Genomic DNA, 26309 nt, shown 5'->3' on the forward strand with positions numbered 1-26309 from the left:
ATTGCCATAACCGGTGAAGGCGCCGGTGCCGACGTAGGTCAGGCGCTCGACGTTTGCAGCCAGGATGGTGCCGCTCGGATTGATCACCGACACACGGACTTCATCGTTGCCACCACCGGCCTGCTCGATGATGGTGGGTGTGAACCCCATGCCGATGTTGTAGATGTCATCGCCGCCCCCCCCTTCCAGCCGTACCCCTGTGGCTGTGGTGTACGGGCCGGCGGAGAGAACGTCGTTGAAGGCGGAGCCTATGACCGTTTCGATACCAGTGAGAATATCCCCCTCTGCGTCGCCACCCCGTCCAACAAGTCCAGTTCCCTGGCGCAAATCTATACTGATACCTTCAGTAGATGCCGAATAGTCAACAGTATCTGAACCAGCACCGCCATCAATTTTGTCTGCGCCGGCAGTACTCTTGATGACGTCATTGCCACCCAGAGCGTTGATCTCATCATCCCCTGCGGTGCCAATTAGTGCATCTGCGCCGGCTGTTCCATTAATAACTGCCATTTTTCTTCTTCCTTGATTTTAAGGAGGGTGGAGAGGGTCTTATACAATCACTGTTTTCTTACAAAATTGAACAAGAGCTCTGCAACACTTCGGCTATTCCCAGTGAAACTTGAACGGAAGTTTCGTCCAGAATAGGAAAAATAAGCGGGTGTTAGTTTTGTCATGCGTTGATGCACAGGGTGGTAAACAGCTAGCGCCAGGATACGAAACCTGGCAGAGCTTGCTCTCGACGGCGGAGTGCCAGGCAACGCCAATGTTGCTGAACCATCGCCATCGCGAGCAGGCTCGCTCCCACAGGGATGGCGGGTCCATGTCTATTTTTTCTGGGCGTCGGACTCTTTCATCTGCACCGAAGACTTGGTGCCGTCGGTGTTGTCCTTGGTTTCATTGTCCGAATTGTCGAAGCAGCCTTGCAGGAGGAACAGGCTACAGGCGAGGCAGAACGTGCGCGTGAGGTTCATGGTGTACTCCGGCTGAGGGCTTTAAGGAGTGACCGATGAAGGCAGCAATGGTTGCGACAGTCTTCCGCCAGGACGACAGACGTTCGCCCAGGCGCTGCACCTAAATGTAAGTAGAATTTTCACCGAGGCGTTGCTGTCAAACCAGACAGGTGCAATCCCATAAGGAACACAGCAATGACCTTCGCTAAAATCGCGCAAAAACTGGCCCTGTGGGCGGGGAGCCCCAAGACATTTCTGGGGGCTATCGTGCTCCTCGTGCTGTGGGCCTTGAGCGGGCCACTGTTCAAGTTCAACGATACGTGGCAGCTGATCATCAACACCTCCACGACGATCATTACCTTCCTGATGGTATTCCTGATCCAGAACACACAAAACCGCGACACCGATATCCTGCACCTGAAGATCGACGAATTGTTGCGCGCAACCAATGAAGCGCAAAACGCAATGCTCGGACTCGAGTCGCTGGACCTCAAGCAATTGGAGGCGCTGAGGAAGCATTACCAAGCCATGGGACAAGGCGAAGCCAAAAGTCTTGAAGGGTTGGAGCAGAAGAACAAGATCGATCTGAATCAATGTTGATCGCGATGCGCGAGTGGTACGGCGCCACTCGCGCATCCTTAGCACGCCTCAAGGCAGCGGATTACCACCGGTCACGCCGAAAACTTCGCCGGTGATGTAGCTCGATTCCTGAGACGCCAACAGTACATATAACGGCGCACATTCGGCCGGCTGTCCGGGACGCTTCATCGGCACCTGGGAGCCGAAGGTAGGAATTTTCTCCTGGGGTTGTCCGCCGCTGGGTTGCAGCACCGTCCAGATCGGCCCGGGTGCCACGGCGTTGACGCGGATGCCCTTGCCGATCACTTGCCCCGCCAATGCCTTGGTGAACGCCACGATGGCCGCCTTGGTGGTGGCGTAGTCCAGCAGCGTCGCGGACGGATCGTAAGACTGGATCGAGGCGGTGTTGATGACCGTTGCCCCTGCCGGCATCAGCGGCACCGCGGCCTTGCAGATCCAGAACATCGCGTAGATGTTGGTTTTCATGGTGTCATCGAATTGTGCGGTGGTGATGTCGGCGATGTCCTTTTGCGCCTCCTGTTTACCGGCAACGTTTACCAGGATATCCAAGCCCCCCAATTGCTCGTGGGCGCTCCTCACCAGTTGGACGCAGAAGGATTCGTCCTTGAGATCACCGGGAATCGCAATGGCCTTGCGGCCTTCGGCTTCGATCAGTTCGATGACTTGCCGAGCGTCGCGCTCTTCGCTGGGCAGGTAATTGATCGCGACGTCAGCCCCCTCCCGGGCGTAGGCAATGGCTGCCGCGCGGCCGATCCCCGAGTCAGCACCGGTCACCAGCGCCTTGCGACCTTCCAGACGGCCGAAGCCTTGGTAGCTTTTTTCACCATGATCGGGCTTGGGCACCATGTCCTGGTCGATACCGGGCGGCGATTGCGGCTGGTCGGGAAACGGTGGACGGGGATATTGGGTCAGCGGGTTCTGCATCGCGTATTGGTTGGGTTCTCGGCGTGTGGACATCGAGGCTCTCCTTTTCGGCGGGCAAGACAAGCCGGGAGCTGACGCCCCGGCCCTGAATGTAAGACGTGCCGCGATCAGCGGCTGGCCTGCAGCGCCCTTGCCATCTCCAGGTGGGTCTGCAATTTAGGCAGGGTTTCATCGGCAAACGCTTTGATTTCCGGCACTTCGGTGGTTTTGGCCTCCTGCTCGATCTGTGCGATGGCGTCCTCGGTGGCCTTGACCTGGCTGGCGGCATAAGCGGCTTCGAACGACTCGCCTTCCTGCATCTGCGGGATCATGGTCTTGGCCTTGTCAGCGACTTCCTCCCGCGGTGCGACAGGCAGGTCGAGTTTTTTCGCAATCTTGGCCAGATGCTGATTGGCGGTGGTGCGGTCGTTGATCACCATGATGGTGTAATCCTTTACCTCCCTGGACTCGGCTTTGCCGTGGGCCATGCGACTGGCCTCGATGTCGGCCATGCCTTTGGCAGAGGCATCGTTGATGAATTCAGCTGGCGATTGGGCCCAGGCACTGTTGGCACCCAGGCCCATCAGCACGACGAGACTGGTGGTGCGAAAAAAGGTAGCCATCCGGCTCATGGTCGCGCCCTCCTCGTAGTTAAAAGTTCGGGCAGGTCTCCCTGCCTCTGTATCAGAACCACCGATGACCGATCAGCGACATGTCCGACCCGCTTTTCCGCAGGGGCTTGTCGGCGGTCATGAGGGTGGTCCTCCCACTTTTGCGACCCGCTCCAAGCACCTTGGTTCGATCATGGGCGATATTTCCGGGATGAATGCTTCGTGAGCCCGGCATGGTCTGGCCCTCAAGATGCTTGAATGTTGGCGAGCCGGGCCTGCCTGATATTCGAAAGGACCAGGGGCGCAAAGGTTTGAATAAATACGCGGCGCCACGACGAACGGTGACGTGCTTTCAGATGTCGAAGGCTCTGTGATTCTGGCGCTTGGCGGCGTACATCGCTTGGTCAGCATGGCGGAACAGTGCGACGTCTTCGATGCCATGGTCCGGGAAACAGGCCACGCCGATACTCGGCTCGATGCTCAGGCAGTGCCCATCTAGTCGCAGCGGCTGGGTCAGCGCCTGACGGATCTTTTCTTGCACAACGTGGGCATCTTCCAGCGCCTGGATGCTATGGAGCAACACCACGAACTCATCGCCACCAATACGCGCAACCGTGTCGGAATCACGTACGCAGCCCTGGAGCCGACTGGCCACCGCTTGCAACAGCATGTCACCGACGCCATGACCATAGGTGTCGTTGACCTGCTTGAAGCGATCCAGGTCGATGTACAGCAATGCCATGCGCCCTGACGCTACTCGGGCACTCGCCAGCGCGGCCTTGAACCGTTCACGCAGCAGTTCGCGATTCGGCACCTGGGTCAACTGGTCGTATTGCGCCATGCGCTGCAACCGGGCATGCAATTGCTGGCGTTCGACGGCGAGGGTGATCTGCGCACAGACATACTGCAGCAATTCCATGTCCTGCTCGGTGTAGCGCTCCTTGTCCTGGGCACTCTTGAGGATCATTGCGCCAATCGTGCCGTTTTGCGAGTTCAGCGGCACACCCAGCCAGCATGGCGCGCCCGGCTGCTCCACGAGGTCGAAAAAAGCCGGTGGCAATGGGTTGCAATCAGGTGTCAACAGGATCGGCTGACCGCTTCGGATCACCTCGGCGCACAAACGCCCGGTGATCGTCCCCGGCAGTTCGGGTTGCCGTTCCTCGTCGTCGACGTGATAGGCAAAATTCAGTTGGGCGCATTGTTCATCGTACAGCGCCACCGAGAAGTTCAGGGCCGGCAGCCACTCGCCGATGATCAGGTGGATACGCTTGAATAGCGCAAGCAGGTCTGCCGCGGCATGGGCCGCTTCGGAAATGGCGTACAGCGCTGCCTGTCGGGACTCGGCCAGTTTACGTTCGGTAATGTCGCGGGCCACGGCGATGCGCAATTGATCCATTTCTGACCAGCGCGCCGACCACAGGATATGCACCACCCGACCGTCCTTGCGCAGGTAGCGGTTCTCGAAGTTGAGCTTGGGCTCGCCGTCCATGATCTCCCGCGCAGCGTCAAGGGTACGCTGGCGGTCGCCGGGGTGAACCAGTTCGATCATCGGCCGACCGATCAGCTCCTGGGGGGTGTAACCGAGAATGCGTTCGCAGGCGGCACTGACAAACACGAAACGTCCCTGGCCGTCGACGGCACACACGGCGTCCAGCAGAAGGTCGATGTAACTGGCCAGCGGTGCGGAATCTCGAATACCCATTGGCTGGAAGCCATCCGGAGAATGCAGCGGTGGGCGAATTGGGTGATCGGACTACACCCACGATACAAAGAGGATAGCGCAGGCAATCAAACCATCCGAGAAATTGATTGCAATATGCCACCCATTGGCTAATCGGTATGACAGAGCGGCCCCTCAAGGGACTTTCGCAAAAAAAAATGACTGTTACGCCTGTTTACCGATGCCTTGACAGCGCTTCAGGCCAGGTAAAACGCAGCGGATCCGGGGACATCCGGACAAACCCACCTAGCTCCGACTCCCCGCAGGGATTCCCCGTCCACGTTCATAGGCAAGCTCCTACACGGAAGACTCCGGCAGCCCTCAAACACGCCGGAAACAGCCGATTCAAAGCCCTGGGCGATGGTCTGTAAAGTCCGGAAACACACAGATATTGAAACACCCACGGACAGCACTTCTCAACCAAGGAATGTAATCGCACCATGAACCAGATCGCGCAACCCACCCATCGTTTCACCAACTACCGCAAGGTCATCTCCCTGTCGGATCAGGACTGGCAGTGCGCCGAGGCCGGAAAAATCTCGGGGCTCAATGTCGAGGTCAAGACGCCCAACGTCCTGGTCGACCAGTACGGCCGCACCTTTCACCACTTCGGGACGACGTCCTATCTGGGCCTGGATTATCACCCTGCCTTGCTGGATGGCGCCATGACCGCGCTATGGGAAACCGGAACCCTGCATGTCGCCAACTCGAAGAGTCGCTGCAAGCTGGCGATCCTGGCGCAGTACGAAACGCAACTGTCGGAACTGTTCGGTGCCAGCTGCCTGAGTGCCTTGTCCTGCAGCGCGGCCAGCGCCGGGATCCTGCCGCTGCTGGCCAGCGGTGCACTTACGGGCAATCGGCCACCCGTCATGGTGTTCGACAAACATGCCCATTATTCGATGAACCACTTCAAGACCGCCTGCGCCGATGAAACCCAGGTCATCACCTGCCCGCACAACGACATGGACTTCATCGAAGACCTGTGCAAACGAGAGCGCAACGTCGCCTATGTAACTGACGGCGCCTACAGCATGGGCGGAACGGCGGACCTGGACAGCCTGCTGTTTCTCAAGCAGCGATATGGCCTGTTCCTGTACCTGGACGACTCCCACGCATTGTCCACCGTCGGCAAATACGGTGCGGGGCTGGTCCGTTCGCGTCTACCCGCCGTGGACGAGCGCACGCTGATCGTCGCCTCGCTGGCAAAATCGTTCGGCGCCAGTGGCGGGTTGGCCATGTTCGGCAGTGAACGGCATAAAGCGCTGGTGCAGCGTTACGGTGGGCCGAGCACCTGGTCCCAGAGCCTGAACGCAGCGGCCATTGGTGCCGGCATGGCTTCGATCCGGCTGCATCGCAGCCGGGAACTGGTCTCGTTGCAGGAGCGTTTGCAGACTAATATCCGCGTCTTCGATAACCTTGTCCGTACCGAGCAGTACGGCAACCCGATGGCGATACGTCTGGTGCCCTGCGGTGAGGCAACCCTGGCCAACCGCGTGGCGGGTGAGCTGGCCGAGTTGGGGTACTTCACTTCGGCGGTGTTTTTCCCCGTGGTGCCACAAGACAAGGCGGCCATCCGCATTACCCTGCGCGCCGACATGGAGCCGAGCGTGATCCGGTCCTTCTGCGAACAGATCATCAACCTGCTGCAAGCCCACGGGCGTGATATCCGCACCTGACATGAGTCCTCGATGAAAAACCGTACAACCCTGATCGTCACTTGCACCACCGTTTTCCTGGCACAACTGGGCATGAGCATCTACCTGCCCGCGCTACCTGATATTGCCCGGGATCTTGGAGCCGATGCATCCCGGGTGTCCTGGGGCCTGTCGGTGTACCTGATCGGCATGGCACTGCCCATGCTGGCGTGGGGCAGCCTGAGCGAACGCCTGGGGCGTAAAGTGGTTTTGCTGGCGGCATTGGGGCTGTATGGGCTGGGCAACCTGGCCCTGCCCCTTGGCACCTCGGTGGAGGGGTTCCTGGCGTTCAGATTGATCCAGGGCATCGGGGCCAGCGGTATATCGGTGATGGCACGGGTCCTGATCCGTGACAGCTTCAGCGGCGATCAGCTGGCAAAAGCCTTGTCATGGATATCGATAGCCTTCGTGATCGCCCTCGGCATCGGCCAATACCTGGGCGCGTTGATCCAGGCTGCTCTGGGTTGGGAAGCGATCTTTTATGGAATGGGCACCGCCTGCCTGATCATGGCTGCGGCGGTTTCCCGGGCCAGGTTCCCGATACTGACGGAGAGCAGCAGTGGACAGTCGGCATCGAGTGCATACGGACAGATACTGCTGCAGCGCAGTTTCCTGCTGCCGGCCCTTGCGGGAGGGCTGGGGTACGGTGTGATCATCGCCTTCAACACAACAGCGCCGCTCATTCTGCAAGAAGGCTTTCATTGGTCGGCGATCGAGTACGGCCTGCTGGGCTGGCCGATCAGTGCCGCGTACCTGCTCGGCGCACTGGCGGTGAATGCCTTTGTGCTGCGCACCGGCCAGCGACGGCTGATGGACTGGGGCATCGCGCTGGTGCTGGGAGGAAGCGCGACCATGCTGGTGAGCAGCCTTACCCTGGGCAGCATCGCGTTGCTGTTCTGGTTACCGTACTGCCTGGCCGTGTTCGGCCAGTCGTTGAACTACCCCATCAGCCTGTCCCTGGCCAACGAAGGCTCACCCGTGCCCGGCGCCTACGCCATGGCATTGAGCGGTTTCCTGCACCAATTGATGGCCGCGCTGATCGGGGCCATGGCCAGTCTGTTATCGAGTCAACAGGCCTGGCCGTTGGCGACGTTGTGCGCGCTGCTGGCAGTGGCGGCCATGGTCTGCGTGCGAGTCATGCCGCCCCGGAGCCCTTAAAATGCGCTGCGGAAAATCTCCTCTATCTGCCGTTGATCCGCTGCCCGCGGGTTGGTCAGGCCGCAGGCATCTTTCAGGGCGTTGGCGGCCAGCACCGGCACGTCACCGAGGCGCACGCCCAACTCACGCAGGCCGGCCGGGATCTCCACGTCCCGGGCCAGACTGACGATCGCGGCGATGGCTGCCTGGGCGCCTTTTTCCGGGCCAGACAGGTGCGTATCGACCCCCATGGCACGGCCCACATCGGTCAGGCGCGAGGCGCACACCGAAGCATTGAAACTCTGTACATGGGGCAACAGCACCGCATTGCACACGCCGTGGGGCAAGTCGTAGAACCCGCCTAACTGGTGAGCCATGGCATGCACGAAGCCCAGCGAAGCATTGTTGAATGCCATCCCGGCGAGAAACTGCGCGTAGGCCATGTTTTCCCGTGCCGCCAGATCGTTGCCGTCACGCACCGCCAGGCGAAGATTGTTGCTGATCAGGGTGATGGCTTTCAGGGCACAAGCATCGGTGATCGGGCTGGCGGCGGTGGACACGTAGGCTTCGATCGCATGGGTCAGCGCATCCATGCCCGTCGCAGCCGTGAGTCCCTTGGGCATTGCCAGCATCAGCGCCGGGTCGTTGACCGACATGAGCGGCGTCACGTTGCGGTCGACAATGGCCATTTTCACGTGGCGCGATTCGTCAGTGATGATGCAGAAACGAGTCATCTCACTGGCGGTGCCGGCCGTGGTGTTGATGGCGATCAGCGGCAACTGCGGCTTGCCCGACCGGTCGACGCCCTCATAGTCGCGGATCTGCCCGCCATTGGTAGCGCACAGGGCAATGCCCTTGGCGCAGTCATGGGGCGAACCGCCCCCCAGCGACACCACGAAATCGCATCGGCTCTCCTTCAGCAATCCCAGGCCACGCTCGACATTCGCGATGCTCGGATTGGGCTTGGCACCGTCGAAAATCACCGATTCGATGTCCTGCTGGGCCAGCAGATCGGCAACCTTGCCCGCAACGCCGGCCTTGGCCAGTCCCGCATCGGTTACGATCAGGGCCTTGCGAAAACCGTAATTGCGAATGGCAATCATGGCTTCGTCGAGGCAACCCAGCCCCATGACGTTCACGGCGGGAATGAAAAAAGTGCTACTCATGGGACGCGTTCCTGAAAGAGGCCGGATCGGCGGGTCCACAGCATTGACCAGTCAGTCACGCGGCACCTTGATCTGGCTCAAGAGTCGGTCGTGATAAAGTCGCGCCCTGCCCTTGCCACGTTTTGAGATGACTTTCCAAATGACCGACTTCCAGGAATACGACGCCCGGCTTGAAGACTGGGAAACCTTGCGCGCCCATACCGCTTTCAGCGGGCTGCTGGTGGGCAATGGTGCCAGCCGCGCCGTATGGGATGATTTCGGCTACGACTCGCTGTTCGAAAACGCCCGCACCGTCGAGGAAAAGCCCTTGAGCCCGTCGGAACTGAGCGTGTTCGACGCGCTGCAGACCCGCAGCTTCGAACAGGTGCTCGGTGCGCTGAAAACCACCAGCCGGGTCAACAAGGCCCTCGCCGTCAGCTCCGCCGCCCCGCGCAATCGCTACTACGCGATCAAAGAAGCGCTGATCAACACCGTGCATGCGGTGCATATCCCATGGCGGCTGGTACAACCGTCGACCCTGGCGACGCTCAACCAGGAACTGAGCCGTTATGCCACGGTGTTCACCACCAACTACGACCTGCTCAACTACTGGGCGATCCAGCATGCGCCGCAGACCATTACCGATCTGTTCACCGACACCGACCACGGTTTCGATCTGAGCCAAGTGACCACGGACAAACCGCGCCTGCTGTACCTGCACGGCGGCCTGCACCTGGTGCGCAACCAGGACGGCACGGCGCGCAAGCTCACGTCCACCGAAGGCACGCTGCTGGGCAGCTTCGCCATCAACAACACCCTCAAGACCCTGGACGACGTACCGTTGTTCGTCAATGAAGGCCCCAGCGAGGACAAACTCAAGACCATCCGAAGTTCCGACTACCTGTCATTCTGCTACGACCAACTGCTGCACCACGGCGACAACCTGTGCCTGTTTGGCCATGCCCTGGGCGAGCAGGACCAACACATCGTCCGCGCCTTGCGCCAGGCGAAACCCCGCACCGTGGCGATCTCGATCTACCCTCGCAGCCAGGCGTTCATCCAGCACCAGAAGCGCCATTACGCCAAGCTGTTCCAAGGATTGGACATCGAGCTGCGGTTCTTCGATGCCAAGAGCCATCCGTTGGGCGATCCGAAGCTGTCGGTACCGGTGGAGGTGTAGGAATGGAATCCGCGCAGAGACCTGTGGCGAGGGGATTTATCCCCGCTGGGGTGCGTAGCGCCCCCGACAGTGGATGTCTCAGATCCATCTGACACTCCGAGTTGCCAGGATGAGGGCTGCTACGCACCCCTGCGGGGATAAATCCCCTCGCCACAGGAGAAGCGTCTTCATTACTGGTAGGTTAAAGCGCCAACAGGGTCTTGTCCTTGATCACCATGCTCGGCCCGTTCGCCTTGACGCTGGCAATGCCCTTGTCCCGGGCGGCGTCCGATGAAAAGGCTTCGCTGCTGCCGATCACTTCATGGTTGGCAGCCTTGAGATTGAAGTAGGGATGACCGTCCCTGGTGTTCTTGAGCTCATAGCGCTCGGTCAACGGGCTGTTTTTCTGCACCGCAGCGATGCCACCGCCGGCACCGCTGCGGGTGGTGTACAACTCGCTGGTCAGGATCGTTTCGGCGTTGGCGGCCTTGAGCACGAACCGAAACTGGCCACTGCTGTTCTTGCTGATTTCGTACCATCCGGACATGATCATTTCCTCGAGAGGTCAACAGCCTCAAGAGTAAAGACCTGCCCCGCCGGCTCTGCCAGTCGACTCCGCTACAGCGTGATGGCCGTGCCCAACAGCGTCAGGAACCCCGCCAGCCAGTTCGGATGAGCGGGCCAGGCCGGTGCGGTCGCCAGGTTGCCCTGGACATGGCCTTCGGTCACCGGAATGTCGATGAACGTCCCACCCGCCAGGCGCACTTCCGGGGCACAGGCCGGATAAGCGCTGCATTCACGCCCTTCCAGAATGCCCGCCGCCGCCAGCAATTGCGCGCCATGGCACACCGCGGCGATCGGCTTGCCCGCCACATCGAAATCGCGCACCAGTTGCAGGACTTTCTCATTCAGACGCAGGTACTCCGGCGCCCGCCCGCCGGGAATCAGCAGCGCGTCGTAGTCAGCCACGCCGACACCGAAAAAATCATGGTTCAGGGTGAACAGATGGCCCGGTTTCTCGCTGTAGGTCTGGTCGCCTTCGAAATCGTGGATCGCCGTGCGCACGGTCTGCCCGGCGGTCTTGTCGGGGCACACCGCATGCACGGTATGGCCGACCATCTGCAAAGCCTGGAACGGCACCATCACTTCATAGTCTTCGACGTAATCGCCGACCAGCATCAGGATTTTCTTTGCGGCCATGGCTTGGACTCCTTTGAGAATGCGTGAAGGGTGAATGCATTAAAGGTAGTCCGGCGGGGAAGTCTTCACCCGTCATCTGACGGGCTGCACGACGAGTTAGGTCGAATGTTGCTCTGTGAGAGCAAAGCTTGCCCGCGATTCAGCGCCGAGGTTAAGCAGCACAATTGAGTCATCGTTCATCGCGAGCAAGCTATGCTCCCACAGCGTTGCATCTGTCCCGCTTCAGGCGAGATAACCGTCCGCCCGCAGCAGCGTTTCGAGACAGTGTTCGGTGATGTGGTAGAACGCCTTCAGTTCCTGGATCTTCGCCAGCAACTCGGCCGGATCGATCGGCGTGGCGCGTTTGACCGCCAGGATCATCTTGTTCTTGTTGGTGTGTTCCAGGGATATGAACTCGAACACCTTGGTTTCGTAGCCACAAGCCTCCAGGAACAGCGCCCGCAGGCTGTCGGTGACCATTTCCGCCTGTTGGCCCAGGTGCAGGCCATATTGCAACATCGGCTTGAGCAGCGCCGGGCTCTGGATCTGCAAGCGGATCTGCTTGTGGCAGCACGGCGAGCACATGATGATCGAAGCACCCGAGCGAATGCCCATGTGGATCGCGTAGTCGGTGGCGATGTCGCAGGCATGCAAGGCGATCATCACGTCCACCGCGCTCGGCGCCACGCTGCGCACGTCACCGTGCTGGAAGCTCAGGCCCGGGTGTTCCAGGCGCGCGGCGGCCTCGTTGCACAGCCGGACCATGTCCTCGCGCAACTCGACGCCGGTCACCACGCCTTCGGCCTGCAGGGTGTTGCGCAGGTAGTCGTGAATGGCGAAGGTCAGGTAGCCCTTGCCCGAACCGAAGTCCGACACCCGCACCGGTTTGTCCAGGGCCAGCGGCGAGGAGGTCAACGCATGGCTGAAGACCTCGATGAACTTGTTGATCTGCTTCCACTTACGCGACATGGCCGGGATCAGCTCGTGCTTGTGATTGGTCACGCCCAGATCGGCCAGGAACGGTCGACTCAGGTCGAGGAAGCGGTTTTTCTCACGGTTGTGTTCCACCGAGGGTACTTCGCGCAGCTGTTGGGGCTTGCTTTTGAACAGTGAAGGCTTGCCCTTCTTGCTGTACTCCAGCTGTGCCTCGTCGGTGACCGCCAGCAAATGGGCGTTCTTGAACGATGCCGGCAACAACCCAGCGATGGTCGCCACGCCTTCGGCCAGGGGGAAATTCTTGGTGATGTCGCGGGTTTTGTAGCGGTAGACGAAGGACAGGCAAGGCTGCTCCTTGACCGTCAGTTGCTTGATGATCAGCCGTTGGAGGTCCGCTTCGTCGCCGACATGCCTGGCCAGCACCAGCTTGATGAAAGCATTCTGGTCGAGGCTGGCCTGCAGCAGCTCGATGAACTCGGCGTGAGGATCCGGCGCGGGACGGGCAGGAGTTGCAGTAACGGACATGGAAAAGCGGCCTCGGGGCGGGCGGATCGGGAATGGCGGGTATTTTAGGGGGGATGGGGGTCGAGGGCACGGAGAATTATTGTGGCGAGGGGATTTATCTGTGGGAGCAAGGCTTGCCCGCGATGAAGTTGTCGCCGCAGCCTACCCTGGGACCGAGGCGCCTTCATCGCGGGCAAGCCTTGCTCCCACAGGTTCCCCACAGTTTCCTCCCCCGATGTGTTCCGCTGGCAGTTTCTAGCCCAGCACCACCAACCGGTTCGGCAGTTCATTGCGTTCGTGGGTCACGGGGACGTGCTCCTTGAGCAATTGGCCGCAGGCTTCGATGCAGGTCACGAAGCCCTGCAAGGTCTGGCCCTGGCGGACCTGCTCGGTGAAGGCCGCGACGATGGCATCCCAGCTCCGGTTGTCGAGGCGTTTGGAGATGCCTTCGTCCACCAGGATCTCCACATAGCGCTCGGCCTCGCAGACAAAGATCAGCATTCCGGTGCTGCCCACGGTGTGGTGCAGGTTCTGTTCGAGAAACTGCCGGCGAGCCAGGTTGGACGCCCGCCAGTGGCGCACCGACCGGGGGATCAAGTGGGTGGTGACCTTCGGAATGCGAAACACCAGGCACAGCACGATGAAGCTGACCCATTGCACCAGCAACAGGCTGTGCATGGTCAACCAGCCCGTCAGGTAATGCAGCACACCTGGCACCACCAGGGCCAGCAAACTGGCCCACAGCAGTGGGATGTAGGCATAGTCGTCGGCGCGCGCAGCGAGCACCGTGACCAGTTCAGCGTCGGTGTCCCGCTCGACCCGGGCGATGGCTTCGGCCACTTTGCGTTGTTCGTGTTCAGTCAGTAATGCCATGGTTAAAAGTGCCTGCTCATTATTATTGTCACCAGCCGCCCGACGAACCGCCGCCCCCGAAACTGCCACCGCCGCCGCTGAAACCACCACCCCCGCCACCGCCGAAACCGCCACCGCCAAAGCCTCCCCCGCTTGAGCCGCTTGAGCCGCCCCGCCCGGCCGGCAGGATCCCCAGCACCTGGCAGACCATGATCGTGACGATGAACAACATCACCAGCATCGCGAATGTCCACGGATGACGCGAGACGAAGTCGCCCTCCTCCTGCTCGCCTGCATTGTACGCAGTGGCCGGCTCGTCCAGAGGGCTGCCCCCCAACACCACCAGCATCGCCGCCACGCCGTCACTGATGCCTTTATTGAAATTGCCGGTCTTGAAGGCCGGGGTGATGACCTGGTTGATGATCACCGAACTCTGGGCATCGGTCAGTCGATCTTCCAGGCCGTAACCCACTTCGATCCGCAGCTTTCGCTCATCCCGGGCGACGATCAGCAGTGCGCCGTTGTTCTTGTCCTTCTGCCCGATACCCCAGTGGCGTCCGAGCAGATAGCCGAAGTCTTCGATCCTGGCCCCCTGCAGGTCAGGCAGTGTGACAACCACCACCTGTTCGCCGGTCGCCTGCTCGTGGGCCGTGAGCTGTGCCTCCAGTTGCGCCCGCACCGCTGGCTCGAGCATCTGGGCGGCGTCCACCACCCGCCCGGTCAGCGCCGGAAACTTCAACTCGGCCTGGGCCGTGACTGCAAACACCCAGAGCAACAGCACCAGGCCAAATTTCAACACGCGCATTGGAACTCCTGTGGGAGCCGGGTATCGATCAGAATTTCACCTGCGGCGCTTTTTCGGCGTCGGGACTGGTGGCCTCGAAGGTTTCGCGGATTGGCAGGTCGCTGTACATCACGCTGTGCCACAACCGCCCCGGAAAGGTCCGGATCTCGGTGTTGTACTTCTGCACCGCCAGGATGAAGTCGCGGCGGGCCACGGCGATACGGTTCTCGGTGCCTTCGAGCTGCGACTGCAGCGCCAGGAAGTTCTGGTTGGCCTTGAGGTCCGGATAGCGCTCGGACACCACCATCAAGCGACTCAGCGCACCGGTCAATTGATCCTGGGCCTGTTGGAACTGCTTGAGCTTCTCCGGGTTGTCCAGGGTGCTGGCATCGACCTGGATCGAGGTGGCCTTGGCCCGCGCCTCGATCACGGTAGTCAGGGTTTCCTGCTCGTGCTGGGCATAGCCCTTGACGGTTTCCACCAGGTTCGGGATCAGGTCGGCACGGCGCTGGTACTGGTTTTGCACCTGGCCCCAGGCAGCCTTGGCCTGTTCGTCAAGGGTCGGAATCGTGTTGATGCCGCAACCGGCCAGTAGCGAGGTGAACAGCATCAGGGCCAGCAGTTGCAAGCCGCTTCGGTGGTTCAGTCGTAGATTCATCGGGTGAAGCTCTCCCTTGCCTTTACATTGGAAAAACACGGCCACCTATCCCACCGGTGTCTGGGGCATAATCTGCCGCCGCACTGGATTGAAACGGATCGATGGGCTAAAAGATGCGCGGTGCGAAACTAAGTTCAGCCCCCTGGGTTCGAAAGTGTGCTGCATTTGACCAAACAACAATAGCCACTCCTCACATTTTGGCTGACGGCGTGTCCTGATTACCGCCTTTGGGCCTGCGAGAAAACTATTCATGAAGAAGCTGTGTTTGCTGGGCCTGTTTGTCAGTCTGGCCAGTCAATCCGTATTAGCCGACAACCTGCCAGCCCCCATAGAGAACAAGGACGCTTTCATCAGTAACCTGATGAAACAAATGACCCTCGAGGAAAAGATCGGCCAGTTGCGCCTGATCAGCATCGGCCCGGAAATGCCCCGGGAGATGATCCGCAAGGAAATCGCCTCCGGTAACATCGGCGGCACGTTCAACTCCATTACCCGCGCCGAAAACCGTCCGATGCAGGACGCGGCCATGCGCAGCCGGCTGAAGATCCCGATGTTCTTCGCCTATGACGTGATCCACGGCCACCGCACCATTTTCCCGATTCCCCTGGCACTGGCTTCGAGCTGGGACATGGACGCCATCTACCACTCCGGCCGCATCGCTGCCCAGGAAGCTGCGGCCGACAGCCTGGACATCACCTTCGCGCCGATGGTCGACATTTCCCGTGACCCGCGCTGGGGCCGGACCTCCGAAGGCTTTGGCGAAGACACCTACCTGGTGTCGCGCATTGCCGGGGTGATGGTCAAGGCGTTCCAGGGCAGCGGCGCCAACGCGGCCGACAGCATCATGGCCAGCGTCAAGCACTTTGCCCTGTACGGCGCCGTTGAAGGCGGCCGGGACTACAACACCGTGGACATGAGCCCGGTGAAAATGTACCAGGACTACCTGCCACCCTATCGCGCCGCCATCGATGCCGGTGCCGGCGGGGTGATGGTGGCGTTGAACTCCATCAACGGCGTACCGGCCACGGCCAACACCTGGCTGATGAACGATCTGCTGCGCAAGGAATGGGGCTTCAAGGGCCTGGCCGTCAGCGATCATGGCGCCATCTTCGAACTGATCAAGCACGGCGTCGCCCGGGATGGTCGAGAAGCGGCGAAGCTGGCGATCAAGGCCGGCATCGACATGAGCATGAACGACTCGCTGTATGGCAAGGAATTGCCGGGGCTGCTCAAGTCCGGCGAGATCGAGCAGAGCGACATCGACAACGCCGTGCGTGAAGTGCTTGTCGCCAAATACGACATGGGCCTGTTCAAGGACCCGTACCTGCGTATCGGCAAGGCCGAGGATGACCCGGCCGACACCTACGCCGAAAGCCGACTGCACCGCAGCGATGCCCGCGACGTGGCACGCCGCAGCATGGTCCTGCTGGAAAACCGCAACCAGACCCTGCCCCTGAAGAAGAACGCGAAAATCGCCCTGGTCGGCCCGCTGGCCAAGGCACCGATCGACATGATGGGCAGTTGGGCCGCCGCCGGTCGTCCTGCGCAGTCGGTCACCCTGTTCGATGGCATGAGCCGTGCCCTTGGTGGTGACGCCAAGTTCATCTATGCCCGTGGCGCCAACATCACCAGCGACAAGAAGGTGCTCGACTACCTGAACTTCCTCAACTTCGACGCCCCGGAAGTGGTGGACGATCCACGCCCGGCCCAGGTGCTGATCGACGAAGCGGTAAAAGCCGCCAAGGACGCCGATGTGGTGGTGGCCGCCGTGGGGGAATCCCGCGGCATGTCCCACGAGTCTTCGAGCCGCACCGATCTGAACATCCCCGCCAGCCAGCGCGAGCTGATCAAGGCCCTGAAGGCCACCGGCAAGCCGCTGGTGCTGGTACTGATGAACGGCCGTCCGCTGTCGTTGCTGGAAGAAAAGCAGCAGGCCGATGCGATCCTGGAAACCTGGTTCACCGGCACCGAAGGCGGCAACGCCATCGCCGACGTGCTGTTCGGCGACTACAACCCGTCGGGCAAACTGCCGATCAGCTTCCCACGCTCGGTGGGTCAGATTCCGACCTACTACAACCACCTGAGCATTGGCCGTCCGTTCACCCCGGGCAAGCCAGGCAACTACACCTCACAGTACTTCGATGACACCACCGGCCCGCTGTACCCGTTCGGCTACGGCCTGAGCTACACCGAGTTCAGTCTGTCGGACATGGCCCTGTCCTCCACCACGCTGAACAAGACCGGCAAGCTCGACGCCAGCGTGACCGTGGAGAACACCGGCAAGCGTGACGGCGAAACCGTGGTGCAGCTGTACATCCAGGACGTGACCGGCTCGATCATCCGCCCGGTGAAGGAACTGAAGAACTTCCAGAAGGTGATGCTCAAGGCCGGCGAGAAGAAGGTCATTCACTTCACCATCAGCGAAGACGACCTGAAGTTCTACAACGCCCAGCTCAAGTACGCTGCCGAGCCAGGCAAATTCAACGTGCAGATCGGCCTGGACTCCCAGGATGTGAAACAGCAGAGTTTTGAGTTGCTCTGACTCCAGAGCGACATGACTCCCCTGTGGGAGCGAGCCTGCTCGCGATAGCGGTATGTCAGCCAACTGAGTGGTTGACTGATTCACCGCTATCGCGAGCAGGCTCGCTCCCACAGTTGTTTATGGGTGTCTGGATCAGCCCCGCCGATCCAGCAGATTCACCACCAACCGATCCACCAGCCCCCACAACCGCTGCTTGAAGCGCTTCCACAATGGCCGGCGCTGCCAGGCGTCGAGGCTGACTTGCAGGCTTTGGCTGAAGTCCTGCTCGAAGCTCGCCGCCACTGCACGGCTGAGCCCGGAATCCAGGGCTTCGAGGTTCGCTTCCAGGTTGAAGCGCAGGTTCCAGTGGTCGAAGTTGCAGGAACCGATGCTGACCCAGTCGTCCACCAGCACCATCTTCAGATGCAGGAAACACGGCTGGTACTCGAAGATTTTCACACCGGCCTTGAGCAGGCGCGGGTAGTAGCGGTGCCCGGCGTAACGCACGGACGGGTGATCGGTGCGCGGGCCGGTGAGCAACAGGCGCACGTCGATGCCCCGGGCGGCGGCCTTGCGCAAGGAGCGGCGCACGTTCCAGGTCGGCAGGAAGTATGGCGTCGCCATCCAGATCCGTTTCTGGCCGCTGTTCAAGGCCCGGGACAGCGATTGCAGGATATCGCGGTGCTGGCGGGCGTCGGCATACGCGACCCGGCCCATGCCCTCGCCCGCCGGTGGCACCCGGGGCAGACGCGGCAGGCCGAAGTTGGAAGCGGGCTTCCAGGCCCGGCGATGGCGGTTGGCGAGCCACTGGCGATCGAACAGCAGTTGCCAGTCCAGCACCAGCGGGCCGACGATTTCCACCATTACTTCGTGCCATTCGCTGCGATCGTCGAGGGGGTTCCAGAACTCATCGGTCACCCCGGTACCGCCGACCACGGCCAGACGCTGGTCCACCAACAACAGCTTGCGGTGGTCGCGATAGAAATTACGCACCCAGCGACGCCAGCTCAGGCGGTTGTAGAAACGCAGTTCCACACCGGCCTCGATCAGGCGGTTACGCAAGCTCAGGGTAAACGCCAGGCTGCCGTAATCATCGAACAGGCAACGCACCCGCACACCGCGCTCGGCAGCCTGGACCAGGGCCTGGACCATCGCTTCGGCGCAGGCGCCAGCCTCCACCAGATACAGCTCCAGTTCGACTTGCTCCTGGGCACGAGCGATCTCCACGAGCATGCGTGGGAAGAACTGCGGGCCGTCGATCAACAGCTCGAACCGATTGCCTTCACGCCATGGAAAGACCGGGCCGCTCATGTCAGCGCGCCGTGAAGATCAGTACCGCATTCACCGGCACCGAAAGGCTGATGGCCGACAACCCGGCCATTTTCCGCAACATCTCCAGCCCCGGCGCCAGGTCGAAGTCCGCCGCGTTGAGCACCACCGGCTCCAGGGTCACCACCTGGAAGCGGTGTTCATCCAACCGCGTCGCCAGGAGTTCGACGTTGTATTCGTGTTGCTTGCCGTGCAAATCCACGGTCAGCGGCAGGCGCAGTTCCAGCTGTGCACCATTGGCCAGGTCCTGGATCGGCGACAGGTCGATCTGCGCAGTGACGATGGCTTCGCCGAACTGCTTGATGTCGAACAGTTCGGCGCGCATGCGCTCGTCCCGCAAGGGAATGCCACTGTTGATCGATTCCAGCTCCACTTCCAGTCGCGCCAGCCCCTTGGGCTGGACCTGGCCATGCAGCACCAGGAAGCGCTGGACCTCGGAAACATTGCCGTTCTTGCTGCTGATAAACGACAACCGTGACGACTCGCCGTCCAGGTACCAGTCGGCCCGGGCGGGCAGCACAGCACCGGCCAGCAGCAAGGTCGCGACAGCGACGCAAAGAAACCGCTTGAACATACACACTCGGAGGGCAGATAAACCTGTGGCGAACCTTAACCGGGCCGAGGGCGCTTGCAAACTGTCTCTTTAACCAATCGCCCGGCCAGCAGACTCCTTGTGGCGAGGGGATTTATCCCCGCCGGGTTGCGAAGCAACCCCAGGATCCATCAGCCACTGCGATGAATCAGGCAGGACGCAAGGGGGGTTGCCTCGCAACCCAGCGGGGATAAATCCCCTCCCCACAAGGTTCGCGTCGATCCAGGCTCATGGCTCCAATCGACACCCCTGCCGCTCCCCCAACCACCGCGCGCTGTTGCTGCGCCCCAGCCCGGAGACCGTCACGCGTTTCGCTTCAGGGGTTTCGAGAAAACCGCTGATGGGCACCGACTGTTTCACGTAGCCGCGGCAATAGTCGGCCGGTTGCCGCATCACGTAGCGACACGAGCAATATTCCTTGGCGGTGTAGGCGCTGATGATGTCGGGGAACGCCCGCAGCGCCACCCGATCGATCCAGATCCAACTGAACAGCGCGATGAGCAGCGCCACCATCGAGGTCAGCCATGGTCTACGCCTCATGGTTGCACCGCCCCGGCGAACGCCGCTATGACGCGCTTGAGCAATTCGTTATGGCGATAGCTGCCATCGCGGTCGTCACCGTATCGCACGATGACCAGCCGGGCGCTGGGGATGACATACAGCGCCTGCCCCCAATGCCCAAGCGCGGCGTAGGTATCCGGTGGCGCGTCGGGCCAGGGATGGAGGGTGGGATCGGCGGCGCGGTTGAGCCACCAATGTCCGCCGGGCACGGCCTCGTCCTGGCCGGCCTGGAAGCGAGCGAAGGGGGCGCGATTGAACGCCACCCAATCCTTGGGAATCAGTTGCCGCTCGCCCCAACGGCCATCACGCTGCATCAGCAAGCCGACACGGGCCAGGTCGCGGGCGGTGAGGTAGGCGTAGGACGAACCGACAAAGGTGCCGCTGACATCGGTTTCCCACACAGCATGGCGGATGCCCAGCGGGTCGAACAACGCCGTCCAGGGATAATCGGGATATCGCGCCGGGCCGACGATATGTTTCAGGGCCGCCGCCAACAGGTTGCTGTCGCCGCTGGAATAACGGAACGACTCCCCCGGTGGACTGTAGCGTTCATGTTGCGCGGTGAACGCCGCCATGTCGCGGCGTCCCCGGGTATAGAGCATCGCCACCACCGAGGAATGCAACGGTGCGTATTCGTAGTCTTCCTGCCAGTCCAGGCCCGAGGCCCAGTGGAAAAGATCGGCCAGGGTCAGGTCCGGCGAGTGGCCCAACGCGGGGTAATACCGAGCCACCGAATCCGTCAGGGCAAACCGCTGTTCACCGTAGGCCACGCCGAATACCGTCGCCATCAGGCTTTTGCTGATGGACCAGGTCAGGTGCGGGGTGTCTGCGCGGGTGGGGCCGGCGTAGCGTTCATAGACCAGGCGACCGTCCTGGATCACCAGCAGCGCGTCAGTGCGAATGCCTTGGCGGGTGGCGTCGTCGCGCAGCGGAAAAGCATACTGCTCAAGGGCTTCGAGGGCCGAGCCGACGGGCGTCGGACCGGTCGACCATTGCTCGCCGGGCCAGTCTTCGGCGTGGACGTTCAGGTTGAACAGCAGAATCGGAATCAGGAACCAGCCTTTGCACATGCGGTGGGGCTCGGAGGATTGAACCTGTCGAGCTTAGTCGAGATTGATGACGGTTTCAGGATCGTTCCCACGCTCCTGCGTGGGAATGACGCAACGGACGCTCCGCGTTCGGCTCTGGGGACGCGGAGCGTCCCGGGCTGCATTCCCACGCGGAGCGTGGGAACGATCAACAGGGGGATCCTTGAGGGCTGTCATATAAGCATCACCAAAGCTTCATGGCGATGACACCGGGGCTACATAGCCTGACTTTGCACAACATGGCTGCATAAAGAAAGTCGATTGGCTCAACCCCAAGACGGGTACACAGCCCGCACGGAGATTCGCTATGACTCAGATCGCCCGCATCAGCGACACTGGCAATGAACGCCGCCTGCAAGCCGAACGCCTGATCGGCGCCCAGGCCTTGCAAGAAGCCCAAGCCCTGCGCTTCAACGTCTTCAGCGGCGAGTTCAACGCCAAGCTCAAGGGCGCGGAAATGGGTCTGGACATGGATGACTACGATGTTCACTGCGCCCACATCGGCGTACGCGACCTGAACACCGGGCGCCTCGTGGCGACCACCCGCCTGCTCGACCACCAGGCCGCCAGCAGCCTGGGCCGTTTTTATAGTGAAGAAGAATTCAACCTCCACGGCCTGATCCAGCTCAAGGGCCCGATCCTGGAAATCGGCCGTACCTGCGTCGACCCGGCCTACCGCAACGGCGGCACCATTGCGGTGCTCTGGGGTGAACTGGCCGAAGTCCTGAACGAAGGCGGCTACAGCTACCTGATGGGGTGCGCGAGCATTCCGATGCAGGACGGTGGCATCCAGGCCCAGGCGATCATGCAACGCCTGCGTGAGCGCTACCTGTGCACCGACCACCTTCAAGCCGTACCCAAAAAACCGTTGCCGGCCCTCGACGTACCGTCCAACGTGATCGCCGAAATGCCGCCGCTGCTCAAGGCCTACATGCGCCTGGGCGCAAAAATCTGCGGCGAGCCGTGCTGGGACGAAGACTTCCAGGTGGCCGACGTGTTTATCCTGCTCAAGCGCGACGACCTCTGCCCACGCTACGCCCGCCACTTCAAGGCAGCGGTCTGATGAGCCGGTTACGGGTGTACGCGCGTATCGCGCGAGTGCTGCTGGTGGTGGCGCTGGGCCTGACGATGGCCACCGTGTTCGGACTGTTCGAGCGCCTGGGGCTTGCCAACTCCATGATGCGTCGTCAGCGCTGGTCGCGATTTTTCATGGCGCGCCTGAGTAACGCGCTGCCCTTTTCCGTGACTGTCCACGGTCAATTGCCACAACGGCCGATGTTGTGGGTCAGTAATCACGTGTCCTGGACCGATATTCCGCTGCTGGGCATGCTCACCCCACTGTCGTTCCTGTCCAAGGCCGAAGTGCGCACCTGGCCGGTGGCCGGTTGGCTGGCGGCCAAGGCCGGCAGCCTGTTTATCCGGCGCGGCTCGGGTGACAGTCAGTTGATCCGCAAGCAGATGAGTCGTCATCTGGAACAGGCTCATCCGCTTCTGATGTTCCCGGAAGGCACCACCACCGACGGCCGTTCGTTGCGCACTTTCCACGGTCGCCTGCTGTCGGCGGCCATCGATGCCGACGTAGCGTTGCAGCCCGTGGCGATCCGTTACCTGCGCAACGGCGAGCCTGATTCGCTGGCGCCGTTCATTGGCGATGACGACTTGTTGTCGCACCTGATGCGCTTGTTCAGCAACGACTTGGGTGATGTGCACATCCACCTGTTGCAGCCCATCGCCTGTCACGGCCAGGAACGTGCAGCCCTGGCCTTCCAGGCGCAGCAGGCAGTGCACAAGGCCTTGTTCGGTGTGGTTCCCGAGAAGCAACAGGCGCCGATGCGCCCGGCCATTGCGGCTTGATCCAAACCTTTGCGCAATCCCTTGTGGGAGCGAGCCTGCTCGCGATAGCGGTCTGACATCCAATAGCGATATTGACTGTTACACCGCTATCGCGAGCAGGCTCGCTCCCACATTTAGATCTGCGGCGTGGCGGGGTTTGTCGCAAACGCTTGAAGCTGCGGATAGAACAAGCGGAAATCCTCGCTCAACGGCTCATAGAGCCGGATCAACTCCTCCATCGCGCCCGCCAGTTCCTCCGGTCGGGACAGGCGTCGGGAAATGCCCCGCAATACCTGCCCGAGCACCTCGAATTCCTGGTAGGACCCCAGCCAGTCATCCGCGGCCATGTAGGGCGCGATGTGCGCAAGGCGTCCCGGTAACTGCGGTTCGTCGGCCAACACCCGGTACACCCGGGAAGTGAAGTCCGCCAGAGCCCCGTCGCCATAAAAAGCCCAATCCCGGGCCAGGCAATGGTCGAAAAACACGTCCAGTACGATACCGGCGTAACGCCGCCGCACCGTGGAAAAACGCGACAACGCAGTATCCACCAGCGGGTGTCGGTCGGTGTACTGGTCGATGCGCCGATGCAGGGCAATGCCCGCTTCGATCCGTGGGTCGTAGGTGCCTTGCAGCGGTCCCTTGACGAAATCGCCATAGAGACTGCCGAGCAGTTGTTCCCGGCCGGTGCCGCCGAGGTGCAGGTGCGCGAGATAGTTCATGACCGGCAGCTTAGCATCGTCGCGCCCATATCGTTATAACCCGATATAGCGATTTGTTCGGTATTCAGATCAAATTCATATTGGTATATCGCGAAATAACGATTTAAGGTTCGCTTCATCGCGATATAGCGTTTTACTCACCTACATCCACTACGAACTGCCCTCATGACCCTTGACCTCGACGAAATAATAAAAGCACTGGCACACCCGGTACGGCGAGACATCCTCAACTGGCTCAAAGACCCCAAGGTCCAGTTCCCTGAACAATTGCACAACCACGAATTCGGCATCTGTGCCGGACAGATCGACCAGCGTTGCGGCCTGTCGCAGTCCACGGTGTCAGCCCATCTGGCGGTGTTGCAACGGGCGGGGCTGATCACCAGCCAGAAGGTCGGTCAATGGCACTTCTTCAAACGCAACGAGGAAGTGATCCAGCAGTTCCTCAAGCAAATGAGCCAAGAGCTCTGACAAGGATTCGCCATGCCCCTCTCACTCCTTATCCTGGCCCTGAGCGCCTTCGCCATCGGCACTACCGAGTTCGTCATCATGGGCCTGTTGCCCGATGTGGCGGCTGACCTGGGTGTATCGATCCCTGGCGCGGGCTGGTTGGTGACCGGCTACGCCCTGGGGGTGGCCATCGGTGCTCCCTTCATGGCCCTGGCCACCGCCCGGCTGCCGCGCAAGGCCGCCCTGGTGGCGCTGATGGGAATTTTCATCATCGGCAACCTGCTGTGCGCCATTGCCAGCGACTACAACGTGCTGATGTTCGCCCGGGTCGTGACCGCCTTGTGCCACGGCGCCTTCTTCGGGATCGGTTCGGTGGTGGCCGCCGGTCTGGTGGCGCCCAACAAGCGTGCCTCGGCCGTGGCCCTGATGTTCACCGGCCTGACCCTGGCCAACGTGCTCGGCGTCCCGCTGGGTACGGCACTGGGCCAGGAAGCCGGCTGGCGTTCGACCTTCTGGGCCGTGACCCTCATCGGTGTGGTGGCGCTGATCGGTCTGATCCGCTTCCTGCCGGCCAAGCGCGATGAAGAAAAGCTCGACATGCGCTCGGAACTGGTGGCACTCAAGGGCGCAGGGCTGTGGCTGTCCCTGGGCATGACGGCGCTGTTTTCCGCCTCGGTGTTCACCCTGTTCACCTACGTCGCCCCGTTGCTGGGTGAAGTCACCGGCGTGTCGCCCCGTGGCGTGACCTGGACTCTGGTGCTGATCGGCCTGGGCCTGACCCTGGGCAACATCATTGGCGGCAAGCTGGCGGACAAGAGCCTGGCGAACACGCTGATCGGTGTGTTCATCACCATGGCCGTGGTCTCCACCGTATTGAGCTGGACCAGCGTGGCGCTGATCCCGACCGAAATTACCCTGTTCCTCTGGGCCACTGCCTGCTTCGCGGCCGTGCCGGCCCTGCAGGTCAACGTGGTGACCTTCGGCAAAGAGGCACCGAACCTGGTGTCCACCCTGAACATCGGCGCCTTCAACATCGGCAACGCCTTGGGCGCCTGGGTCGGCGGCAGTGTCATCGACCAGGGCCTGGGCCTGACCAGCGTCCCCCTGGCCGCCGGTGCGCTGGCGGTACTGGCGCTGCTGATCACCCTGATTACTTTCCGCCAGGGCGCCAACCCCGACCTGGCTCCGGCAACTCGTTGACTTTTACCTTCCACTTTCGAGGCTTGTAATTCATGACGACTATTTTCGACCCCATCAAACTCGGCGACATCGAGCTGAACAACCGCATCATCATGGCGCCACTGACCCGCTGCCGCGCCGACGCAGGCCGCGTGCCCAACGCGTTGATGGCCGAGTACTACGTGCAACGTGCCTCCGCCGGCCTGATCCTCAGCGAGGCCACCTCCGTCACGCCAATGGGCGTGGGTTACCCGGACACCCCGGGCATCTGGTCCAACGACCAGGTGCGCGGCTGGGCCAACGTCACCAAGGCGATCCACGGCGCCGGCGGCAAGATCTTCCTGCAACTGTGGCACGTCGGCCGGATCTCCCATCCGTCGTACCTGGATGGCGAAACCCCGGTGGCACCCAGCGCCATACAACCTAAAGGCCACGTGAGCCTGGTGCGTCCATTGGCCGACTACCCGACGCCACGGGCCCTGGAAACCGCTGAAATCGCCGACATCGTCGACGCCTACCGCGTGGGCGCCGAGAACGCCAAGGCCGCCGGTTTCGACGGCGTGGAAATCCATGGCGCTAACGGCTACCTGCTCGACCAGTTCCTGCAAAGCAGCACCAACCAGCGCACCGACAACTACGGCGGCTCCCTGGAAAACCGCGCTCGCCTGTTGCTGGAAGTGACCGACGCCGCCATCGAAGTCTGGGGCGCTGGCAGGGTTGGCGTGCACTTGGCGCCACGTGCCGACTCCCATGACATGGGCGATGAGAACCGCCTGGAAACGTTCAGCTATGTAGCCCGCGAGCTGGGCAAGCGTGGCATCGCGTTCATTTGCTCCCGCGAGAAGGAAGGCGACGACAGCATCGGCCCGCAACTCAAGCAAGCCTTCGGCGGTCCGTACATTGCCAACGAGCGCTTCACCAAGGACAGCGCCAATGCCTGGCTGGCCGAAGGCAAGGCCGATGCCGTGGCATTTGGTGTGCCTTTCATTGCCAACCCGGACTTGCCGGCACGCTTGAAAGCCGATGCACCGCTGAACGAGCCACGCCCGGAAACCTTTTATGGGAAAGGTCCGGTGGGTTATATCGATTATCCGGTAATGTAAGTTCCAGAACGGCCCCTACTGAAAAGCCCCGACTCGAAAGAGCCGGGGCTTTTTTATGCCTGGCAACTTTAAGCCCGTATTATTCACTCAAAGCCGAAATATCAA

General features: G+C 61.3%; 27 protein-coding genes. 10 read left to right on the top strand and 17 right to left on the bottom strand.

The window, feature by feature from the left end; genetic code table 11:
• Together FGE05_RS28995 and FGE05_RS29950 are read right to left on the bottom strand one after the other, a co-directional pair.
• The coding region (locus tag FGE05_RS28995) for a calcium-binding protein (protein ID WP_139650348.1) at positions 1-510 on the bottom strand (510 nt) is incomplete at its 3' end.
• Positions 511-824: 314 nt separating this feature from the next.
• Positions 825-971: a hypothetical protein gene (locus FGE05_RS29950; protein WP_175364060.1), complete on the bottom strand. Its 147-nt coding sequence runs from the start codon at positions 969-971 to the stop codon at positions 825-827.
• A gap of 174 nt (positions 972-1145) precedes the next feature.
• Between FGE05_RS29950 and FGE05_RS29000 the strand changes: the two genes are divergently transcribed.
• Complete coding sequence (locus FGE05_RS29000) at positions 1146-1550, top strand: low affinity iron permease family protein (RefSeq protein WP_139650349.1); 405 nt, start codon at positions 1146-1148, stop codon at positions 1548-1550.
• Between the two features lie 48 nt (positions 1551-1598).
• Here FGE05_RS29000 and FGE05_RS29005 read toward each other — a convergent pair whose 3' ends face one another.
• The 3 genes from FGE05_RS29005 to FGE05_RS29020 form a co-directional block, all read right to left on the bottom strand.
• The gene (locus FGE05_RS29005) at positions 1599-2507 is read right to left on the bottom strand and encodes an SDR family oxidoreductase (protein WP_139650350.1); all 909 of its coding nucleotides are present in this window, start codon (positions 2505-2507) and stop codon (positions 1599-1601) included.
• A gap of 74 nt (positions 2508-2581) precedes the next feature.
• The gene (locus tag FGE05_RS29010) at positions 2582-3085 is read right to left on the bottom strand and encodes a DUF4142 domain-containing protein (RefSeq protein WP_139650351.1); all 504 of its coding nucleotides are present in this window, start codon (positions 3083-3085) and stop codon (positions 2582-2584) included.
• Positions 3086-3416: 331 nt separating this feature from the next.
• Complete coding sequence (locus tag FGE05_RS29020; RefSeq protein ID WP_139650353.1) at positions 3417-4766, bottom strand: GGDEF domain-containing protein; 1350 nt, start codon at positions 4764-4766, stop codon at positions 3417-3419.
• A 458-nt stretch (positions 4767-5224) separates the two neighbouring features.
• Here FGE05_RS29020 and FGE05_RS29025 point away from each other — a divergent pair, with 458 nt between their 5' ends.
• Together FGE05_RS29025 and FGE05_RS29030 are read left to right on the top strand one after the other, a co-directional pair.
• On the top strand, positions 5225-6460 hold the full coding sequence (locus FGE05_RS29025) for an aminotransferase class I/II-fold pyridoxal phosphate-dependent enzyme (RefSeq protein WP_139650354.1): 1236 nt from the start codon (positions 5225-5227) through the stop codon (positions 6458-6460).
• Positions 6461-6472: 12 nt separating this feature from the next.
• Entirely contained in the window at positions 6473-7636 is a 1164-nt protein-coding gene (locus FGE05_RS29030) for an MFS transporter (RefSeq protein ID WP_139650355.1), read from the top strand.
• Here FGE05_RS29030 and yiaY read toward each other — a convergent pair.
• Positions 7633-8781: an L-threonine dehydrogenase gene (gene yiaY, locus FGE05_RS29035; RefSeq protein WP_139650356.1), complete on the bottom strand. Its 1149-nt coding sequence runs from the start codon at positions 8779-8781 to the stop codon at positions 7633-7635. The two genes, FGE05_RS29030 and yiaY, sit on opposite strands and share 4 nt — an antisense overlap.
• A gap of 139 nt (positions 8782-8920) precedes the next feature.
• On the opposite strand from yiaY, the gene FGE05_RS29040 reads away from it, so the two are divergent.
• Positions 8921-9940 carry a DUF4917 family protein gene (locus FGE05_RS29040; protein ID WP_139650357.1) on the top strand — a complete coding sequence of 340 codons (1020 nt, stop codon included), beginning with the start codon at positions 8921-8923 and terminating at the stop codon, positions 9938-9940.
• A gap of 181 nt (positions 9941-10121) precedes the next feature.
• Here FGE05_RS29040 and FGE05_RS29045 read toward each other — a convergent pair whose 3' ends face one another.
• The 6 genes from FGE05_RS29045 to FGE05_RS29070 all read right to left on the bottom strand — a co-directional run bounded on the left by FGE05_RS29045 (position 10122) and on the right by FGE05_RS29070 (position 14832).
• Positions 10122-10466 (bottom strand): YegP family protein, encoded by a 345-nt coding sequence (locus tag FGE05_RS29045; RefSeq protein ID WP_139650358.1) that lies wholly within the window; start codon positions 10464-10466, stop codon positions 10122-10124.
• A gap of 71 nt (positions 10467-10537) precedes the next feature.
• Positions 10538-11119 (bottom strand): DJ-1/PfpI family protein, encoded by a 582-nt coding sequence (locus tag FGE05_RS29050; RefSeq protein ID WP_139650359.1) that lies wholly within the window; start codon positions 11117-11119, stop codon positions 10538-10540.
• Positions 11120-11341: 222 nt separating this feature from the next.
• A complete protein-coding gene (locus FGE05_RS29055) occupies positions 11342-12559 on the bottom strand; it encodes an SAM-dependent methyltransferase (RefSeq protein ID WP_139650360.1) in 1218 nt (405 codons plus the stop codon).
• 234 nt (positions 12560-12793) lie between these two features.
• Entirely contained in the window at positions 12794-13411 is a 618-nt protein-coding gene (locus FGE05_RS29060; protein WP_139650361.1) for a TPM domain-containing protein, read from the bottom strand.
• 28 nt (positions 13412-13439) lie between these two features.
• Positions 13440-14195, bottom strand: a complete 756-nt coding sequence (locus tag FGE05_RS30235) for a YgcG family protein (protein WP_139650362.1) — start codon at positions 14193-14195, stop codon at positions 13440-13442.
• A gap of 28 nt (positions 14196-14223) precedes the next feature.
• Positions 14224-14832 (bottom strand): LemA family protein, encoded by a 609-nt coding sequence (locus FGE05_RS29070; protein ID WP_139650363.1) that lies wholly within the window; start codon positions 14830-14832, stop codon positions 14224-14226.
• A gap of 250 nt (positions 14833-15082) precedes the next feature.
• On the opposite strand from FGE05_RS29070, the gene bglX reads away from it, so the two are divergent.
• Positions 15083-17374 (top strand): beta-glucosidase BglX, encoded by a 2292-nt coding sequence (bglX, locus tag FGE05_RS29075; RefSeq protein ID WP_139650364.1) that lies wholly within the window; start codon positions 15083-15085, stop codon positions 17372-17374.
• Between the two features lie 132 nt (positions 17375-17506).
• On the opposite strand, the gene FGE05_RS29080 is transcribed toward bglX, so the two are convergent.
• The 4 genes from FGE05_RS29080 to FGE05_RS29095 form a co-directional block, all read right to left on the bottom strand.
• Entirely contained in the window at positions 17507-18664 is a 1158-nt protein-coding gene (locus FGE05_RS29080) for a phosphatidylserine/phosphatidylglycerophosphate/cardiolipin synthase family protein (protein ID WP_139650365.1), read from the bottom strand.
• A gap of 1 nt (position 18665) precedes the next feature.
• The gene (locus FGE05_RS29085) at positions 18666-19256 is read right to left on the bottom strand and encodes a YceI family protein (protein WP_139650366.1); all 591 of its coding nucleotides are present in this window, start codon (positions 19254-19256) and stop codon (positions 18666-18668) included.
• Between the two features lie 246 nt (positions 19257-19502).
• A complete protein-coding gene (locus tag FGE05_RS29090) occupies positions 19503-19814 on the bottom strand; it encodes an amidase (RefSeq protein ID WP_139650367.1) in 312 nt (103 codons plus the stop codon).
• Complete coding sequence (locus tag FGE05_RS29095) at positions 19811-20905, bottom strand: serine hydrolase (RefSeq protein ID WP_139650368.1); 1095 nt, start codon at positions 20903-20905, stop codon at positions 19811-19813. The genes FGE05_RS29090 and FGE05_RS29095 overlap by 4 nt, the downstream gene beginning before the upstream one ends.
• A gap of 325 nt (positions 20906-21230) precedes the next feature.
• Here FGE05_RS29095 and olsB point away from each other — a divergent pair, with 325 nt between their 5' ends.
• Positions 21231-21986, top strand: coding sequence for an L-ornithine N(alpha)-acyltransferase (gene olsB / locus FGE05_RS29100; protein ID WP_139650369.1), 756 nt, complete (start codon positions 21231-21233; stop codon positions 21984-21986).
• Positions 21986-22777 carry a lysophospholipid acyltransferase family protein gene (locus tag FGE05_RS29105; protein ID WP_139650370.1) on the top strand — a complete coding sequence of 264 codons (792 nt, stop codon included), beginning with the start codon at positions 21986-21988 and terminating at the stop codon, positions 22775-22777. The genes olsB and FGE05_RS29105 overlap by 1 nt, the downstream gene beginning before the upstream one ends.
• Positions 22778-22890: 113 nt before the next feature.
• Here the strand turns inward: FGE05_RS29105 and FGE05_RS29110 are convergent, their stop codons facing one another.
• On the bottom strand, positions 22891-23475 hold the full coding sequence (locus FGE05_RS29110; RefSeq protein ID WP_139650371.1) for an ACP phosphodiesterase: 585 nt from the start codon (positions 23473-23475) through the stop codon (positions 22891-22893).
• Positions 23476-23640: 165 nt separating this feature from the next.
• Here FGE05_RS29110 and FGE05_RS29115 point away from each other — a divergent pair, with 165 nt between their 5' ends.
• From FGE05_RS29115 to FGE05_RS29125, 3 genes are read left to right on the top strand one after another with little or no spacing between them, the layout of a single operon-like run.
• Positions 23641-23943, top strand: a complete 303-nt coding sequence (locus FGE05_RS29115) for a helix-turn-helix transcriptional regulator (protein ID WP_003198672.1) — start codon at positions 23641-23643, stop codon at positions 23941-23943.
• Between the two features lie 12 nt (positions 23944-23955).
• Positions 23956-25122 carry an MFS transporter gene (locus FGE05_RS29120; RefSeq protein WP_139650372.1) on the top strand — a complete coding sequence of 389 codons (1167 nt, stop codon included), beginning with the start codon at positions 23956-23958 and terminating at the stop codon, positions 25120-25122.
• A gap of 32 nt (positions 25123-25154) precedes the next feature.
• On the top strand, positions 25155-26204 hold the full coding sequence (locus tag FGE05_RS29125) for an alkene reductase (RefSeq protein WP_139650373.1): 1050 nt from the start codon (positions 25155-25157) through the stop codon (positions 26202-26204).
• The last annotated feature ends 105 nt before the right edge of the window (positions 26205-26309 follow it).

It is taken from the genome of Pseudomonas sp. ICMP22404 (genome assembly GCF_006227205.1).
In the GTDB taxonomy this organism is placed as follows: Bacteria; Pseudomonadota; Gammaproteobacteria; order Pseudomonadales; family Pseudomonadaceae; genus Aquipseudomonas.